Origin of the sequence: Mesorhizobium sp. WSM4310 (assembly GCF_007003935.1) — a bacterium.
Taxonomy (GTDB): domain Bacteria; phylum Pseudomonadota; class Alphaproteobacteria; order Rhizobiales; family Rhizobiaceae; genus Mesorhizobium.
The window spans coordinates 1-6006 of record NZ_VFTA01000078.1 but is presented as its reverse complement, the minus strand read 5'-3'; the positions used below and the strand labels follow the sequence as shown (position 1 = coordinate 6006).

The following is a 6006-nucleotide window of genomic DNA, read 5'->3' as shown; positions in this document are numbered from 1 at the left end:
GACCACTGGTTCTGGGTGGGCGAGCAGAGAGCGCTGCTGGAGGGGATTGCGGGGATGGTAAGGGGCAAGGCAGTGCATCAACCGACGCTTGCTTAACAGCGGAGACAGGCTGTAGGCTCGGGCGCGGATCAGTCGGTTGCGGACCGACACGTTGCGCTCACGCTAGTTCAACGTCAGCTTTGCACCTCTAGTGCTCGAACCTCCCGAAAACAATCCCTGGAACGACGCGTTCAGCCGGCGACGGTGTGGGTCAGGTCGGGCCTGAATGGCCATGTCATATTTGCGGGTGCCTGGCTCTCCCACGAGGGCGAAGGCCGGCGTGCCCCTCTCCCGCTCGACGCCGAGCAATTCGAGGTCGCTTACGGCAGAGCTTTTGGTCTTCAGCCATGCCGTCGTGGCCGTTGCCGCGCCGTGCCGATTTTCTGGAGTGACAAGCCGCGCTCGACACGGCGAATTCGTAACCCTACTCGGCAGCCGTCTCCGATGGCGCCTCTGCCGGCGCCGAAGGCTCGGGCTCGGCCTCGGCACGGGGCTTGCGCCGTGAAAACAGCGACCTGAGCGTGACGTAGAACACCGGCGTCAGGAACAGGCCGACGAAGGTAACGCCGAGCATGCCGGAGAACACCGCGGTGCCGAGCGACTGGCGCATTTCCGCGCCCGGGCCCGTTGCGATCATCAGCGGCACGACGCCGAGGATGAACGAGAAGGCGGTCATCAGGATCGGCCGCAGCCTGAGCCGGCAGGCTTCGACGGCAGCCTCGGCCGCCGACAGGCCGCGTTCCTGCGCCTGCCGCGCGAATTCGACGATCAGGATCGCGTTCTTCGCGGCAAGCCCGATCAGCACGATGAGGCCGATCTGCACGAGGATGTTGTTGTCCAGCCCTCGGAAAGACACGCCGAGCAACGCCGCGAGCACGCCGAGCGGCACCACCAGCACAATGGCGAACGGCAGCACCCAGCTTTCATATTGCGCCGCCAGCGCCAGGAACACGAACAGCACCGACAGTCCAAAGATATAGACAGCGGCATTGCCGGTATTGTGCTCCTGATAGGCGAGCTCGGTCCATTCATAAGAGGTACCGGCCGGCAGCGTCTTTGCCGTGATCCCTTCCATCAAGGCCAGCGCGTCGCCCGTGGAAACGCCGGGCGCGGCGTTGCCCTGCAGCGGCACCGAGACGTACATGTTGTAGTGCTGGACCAGCGCCGGGCCGGTGACGTCGCGGATCTCGATCAACGTGCCGAGCGGAACCAGCGCGCCGGTCGCCGAGCGCACCTTTAGTTTCAAGATGTCGGCGCGATCGAGGCGGAACGCCTGGTCGGCCTGCGCCCGCACCTGGTAGACGCGCCCGAAAGCGTTGAAGTCGTTGACGTAGGCGGTGCCCAAATTGATCGACAGCGTCTCGAAGATGTTGGGGATCGGCACGTTCAGGATGCGCGCCTTGTCGCGATCGATCGCCAGGAAGAATTGCGGGCTCGACGCGGAGAACGTGGTGAACACGCCCGTCAGCCCCGGCGTCTTGTTGGCCTTACCGGCGATTTCGTAAGCAAGCGCCAGGATCTGCCGCATGTCGGCGCTGTTGCGCTCCTGGATCTGGAGTTTGAAGCCGCCGGCATTGCCGACGCCGCGGATCGGGGGCGGCGGCAGTGCGATAATGAAGGCTTCCTTGATGCTTTGCAGGCTGCCGAACAGATTGCCGATGACCTGGGTCGCCGACTGGCCGGCTTTCAGTCGCTCATCAAACGGCTTGAACCTGGCGAAGATTACGCCCGCGTTGCTGGCGTTGGTGAAGGTCGCGCCGGAGAAGCCGGCGAAGGCGACTGCGTAGTCGACGCCTGGCGTTTTCTGGATGATCTGCGACGCCTGCTGGATGACCGCATCGGTCCTCGACAGCGAGGCGCCGTCCGGCAGCTGGACGACGACGATCGCATAGCCCTGGTCGAGCGACGGAATGAAACCGCGCGGCACCGCCTGCACCATGTAGACCGTGGCGCAGATGAGGGCCGCGAAAACGGTCAGCATGGCGCCGATCGCTATCCACGAGCCGACCAGCACGCGCACGATGCTCGAATACCAATGGGCGAGCCTGTCAAAGCCATTATTGAAGCCGTCGGCGAGCGCCCGTCCGAACCGCGCCAGGAAAAAGCGCGGCGGCGCCGAAGCAGTGTGATGCGGCTTGAACAGCAGTGCTGCCAGCGCCGGCGAAAGCGTCAGCGAATTGAATGCCGAGATCGCCGTCGACACCGCGATGGTGATCGCGAACTGCAGGTAGAACTGCCCGGAAATGCCGGGGATGAAGGCTGTCGGCAGGAACACGGCTATCAGCACCAGTGAGATCGCGATAACAGCCGTTCCGACTTCGTCCATGGTCAGGTGCGCCGCCGGATTGGGCGCCAGCCCTCTGGCGATATTGCGCTCGACGTTCTCGACCACGACGATCGCATCGTCGACGACGATGCCGATGGCCAGAACGAGGCCGAACAGCGTCAACATGTTGAGCGAGAAGCCGGCGGCGAAAAGCACCGCCAGCGTGCCGATCAGCGACACGGGGATCGCCACGATCGGCACGATCGCCATGCGCCACGATTGCAGAAAGACGATGATGACGATGATGACCAGCAGCATCGCCTCGAGGATCGTCTTGTAGACCTCGTGGATCGACTGGGCGACGAACTCGGTCGGATTGTAGACGATGTCGTAGCTCAACCCCTTCGGGAAGTCGCGGGAAAGCTCCTTCATCTTGTCCTGGATCTCGGCGGCTGCGGCGAGCGCATTGGTGCCCGGCCGCTGGAAGATGGCGAGCGCCACCGCCGGTTTGCCGTTGAGATAGGAGTTGGTGACGTAATCCTTGGCGCCAAGCTCGATGCGCGCCACGTCCTGCAGCGAGATCAGGCGGCCGTCGTCGGTCGATTTGACGATCACGTATCGGAAGTCGCGTGCGTCGTTGAAGCGGCCCTGCGTGGTGACCGTGTACTCGAACGCCGAGCCGGTGTTGGTCGGCGGCGCGCCGATCGAGCCGCCCGACACTTGGACGTTCTGGTCGCGCAACGCCTGCACCACATCGCCCGAGGTCATCCCCAGGGCGGACAGTTTTTCTGGATCGAGCCAGATGCGCAGCGAATATTCGCGTTCGCCGAAGATGATGAGGTCGCCGACGCCGTCCAGCCTGAGCAGTATGTCGCGCACCCGCGAGCGGGCGTAGTTCGAGACGTAGAGCTGGTCGTAGGTATTGTCGGGCGACAGCATGTGCACGACCATCATCAGGTCGGGCGAGCTCTTGGTGGTGGTGATGCCGAGGCGACGGACTTCTTCGGGCAGGCGCGGCTCGGCGACCGACACGCGATTCTGCACCAGCACCTGCGCCTTGTCGAGATCGGTGCCCAGCTTGAAGGTGATGGTCAGCGCCATCGCTCCGTCACCCGACGAATAGGACGACATGTAGAGCATGCCCTCGACGCCGTTGATCTCCTGCTCGATCGGCGTTGCCACAGTCGCTGCGACCGTCTCGGCGTCGGCGCCCGGATACTGCGCGCGAACGACAATGGTTGGCGGCGCGATCTCGGGATATTGCGCGACCGGCAGCTGGGTATAGGCAATCCCGCCGAGGATCAAAAGGACGATCGAAACGACCGATGCGAAGATCGGACGGTCGACGAAGAAATGGGCGAACCTCATTGCTGCAACCCGGCGGTCTCGGCCTTGGGCGGCAACGTCACCATCTCGACCTTCACCTTGGTGCCGGGCCTGGCGTGCATCAGGCCGTTGACGATGATCGTCTCGCCGCCGGCCAGGCCCGAGCGAATCACGCGGTAGCCGTCGAGAAGCGGGCCGGTGCGCACGGGCTTGGCCGAAACCATCCCGGCCTCATCCACCAGGAACACGATGCGGCGATCCTGATCGGCGCCGATCGCCTCGTCGGGCACCAGCACGCCGCTATGCGGCAGCGACCCCGGCACGTTGATGCGCCCGAACATGCCTGGCTGGAGAATGCCGTCGGCGTTGGGAAACGTCGCACGCACCCGCATGGTGCCGGTCGCGTTGTCGATCCGGTTCTCGGCAAAATCGAGCTTGCCTTTGAATACCGCCTCCGCGCGGTCGGCGACGCGAACCACCACCTCGAGCCCGCCAGCGCCTTCCTGCATGGTGCCGCCACGCGCCTTCGCGTCGCGGGCGTAGCTGAAATACAGGCGCTCATCGACGTCGAAATAGAAGTCGATCGGATCGCGCGTAACGATGGTCGTCAGCAAGGTGGAATCCGGCTGCACGAGGTTGCCGACCGACACCAGCCGGCGGTCGATGCGGCCGGACAAGGGCGCCTTGATCTCGGTGAATTCCATGTTCAGGCTGGCGGTCGTCAGCGCAGCCGTCGCGCCCTGCATCTGCGCCTGCGCCGAAAGGTATTCCCGCCGGCGGTCGTCGACCGTCGCGGTTGATATATTGCCGGTCTTGGCGAGTTCGTCGGCGCGATCCAGCTGCATCTTGGAGAATTCGAGCAGACTCTTGGCGACATCCACTTGCGATTTGGCGGCATCATAAGCCGCCTGATACGGACGCTGGTCGATGGTGAAGAGCAGGTCGCCCTTGTTGACCAGTGCGCCGTCCTGGAAGCTGACCTTGTCCAGATAGCCGCTGACGCGCGAACGGATGGCGACCTGGTCGACGGCTTCGAAGCGCCCGACGAACTCGTCGTCTTCGACGATGTCACGGACCACCGGCTTGGCCGCCGTCACCACGGGTAGCTGCTGGTCCTGCGCAAACGCAGTGCTGCTGAAAGCCATGCCGACCAGGAATGCCGCCGACACGGCGGCGCGGGCAAGCCAGCCGGCCGATCGACCGGGTCGCCCGCCCGCGTCGCGATGCAATTGCGCATTCTCTGGTGTGTCCATTTGCGTCCCCGCTCGCTGGACCCGGAGGTCGGTTGATCCGCTTCTACGCTAAGGCTTTCTCGTTGAGATCAGAGCACTGCAGTGTTGTGCATGGCAACATGATCATTTTCCATGTGGGCCGAAATGTCCACCCTGTGGCTGCTCCGCCACCGGGCCAAAGCCAGTCCGCAAATTAAAGGATTGCGGATCCCTTTGATGGACGGCTTATGATTCATATTGGTCGAAGGAGACCGATATGGGCATTACCACGCCGGCCAGATTGAATGGACTGCAACACTGGGGCATCGAGCAGTGCGTTGATATATCCCTCCCGCTGCAGCCGGCACGTCGGTCTCGGGGGCCTGGCCAAAGCTGCCGAACGTGCCATCCTCGTCGCCGGTCGCGGCCGGACGAATGACCGGGGCCTCGGTCCGCAGCGCTGTGCCCGCTTTGACGAACGTCTGCTGGCTGGTGCCAGCAACACCGCTCCTGGCCGACAGCAGCTTCCGTATCGCAACGGTGAGGTCCGAGGTGACCTGCATCGAGCAATCCTTGAATTTCTTGCCTGCGATTTGCAGAATGTAGCATCGCAGTTAAGCAAGGGTCGAAAGTGAGTGCCGGGAGGAAATAGTTACTCCCGGTAGCGCTTGCCAAATACAATTCAACAACAGCTAATATAATTGGCGAATCCGCAAAGGCGACGAGCCTCTGGAAATTGATTGTATTTTGATGGGATCTGGAAGCGCGCAGGCGACAAATTCATGGCCTGCCGCTCAAGGTCCTTGTCACCGCTCCTCCACGATCCGCAAATAAGCCGCCGTCACGAACAGCACGATCAGCCCGAACAGGATCCGCCTTGTCCCCTCCGGCATCTGCGGCGAGATTTGGTTGCCGCCGAAGGAAAAGGGCTATCCCTATCGATTGTGCGCTCAGCGGTATCGGGCATCAGCACCGTTGTGGGTGTTCATGCAGACATGGTGCCAGGCGATGGCGCGGAGGCCCAGAACCCGCTATGTCGCCGTGGACGGCATCCATATCGCCTACCAGACGATGGGCAGCGGCCCGGCCGATATCGTGCTCGTTCCCGGCTTCATCTCGCATGTCGAGCGCATCTGGGAAGACAGGAGCTGCCGCGCCTGGCTC

General features: G+C 63.2%; 3 protein-coding genes and 1 pseudogene. 1 reads left to right on the top strand and 3 read right to left on the bottom strand.

The window, feature by feature from the left end:
* Positions 1-463 precede the first annotated feature (463 nt).
* The 3 genes from FJV80_RS34305 to FJV80_RS34295 form a co-directional block, all read right to left on the bottom strand.
* Complete coding sequence (locus tag FJV80_RS34305) at positions 464-3673, bottom strand: multidrug efflux RND transporter permease subunit (protein WP_142878494.1); 3210 nt, start codon at positions 3671-3673, stop codon at positions 464-466.
* The gene (locus tag FJV80_RS34300) at positions 3670-4776 is read right to left on the bottom strand and encodes an efflux RND transporter periplasmic adaptor subunit (RefSeq protein ID WP_179296019.1); all 1107 of its coding nucleotides are present in this window, start codon (positions 4774-4776) and stop codon (positions 3670-3672) included. Before FJV80_RS34300 ends, FJV80_RS34305 begins: the two co-directional genes overlap by 4 nt.
* A gap of 350 nt (positions 4777-5126) precedes the next feature.
* A complete protein-coding gene (locus FJV80_RS34295; RefSeq protein WP_095793504.1) occupies positions 5127-5405 on the bottom strand; it encodes a hypothetical protein in 279 nt (92 codons plus the stop codon).
* A gap of 457 nt (positions 5406-5862) precedes the next feature.
* On the opposite strand from FJV80_RS34295, the pseudogene FJV80_RS35535 reads away from it, so the two are divergent.
* Positions 5863-6006: pseudogene (locus FJV80_RS35535) on the top strand (alpha/beta hydrolase); the annotation flags it as partial.

Bases quoted from the DNA above. Each gene is read 5' to 3' on its own strand.
- FJV80_RS34295 (WP_095793504.1), bottom strand. From the start codon at position 5,405: ATGCAGGTCACCTCGGACCTCACCGTTGCGATACGGAAGCTGCTGTCG.
- FJV80_RS34300 (WP_179296019.1), bottom strand. From the start codon at position 4,776: ATGGCTTTCAGCAGCACTGCGTTTGCGCAGGACCAGCAGCTACCCGTG.
- FJV80_RS34305 (WP_142878494.1), bottom strand. From the start codon at position 3,673: ATGAGGTTCGCCCATTTCTTCGTCGACCGTCCGATCTTCGCATCGGTC.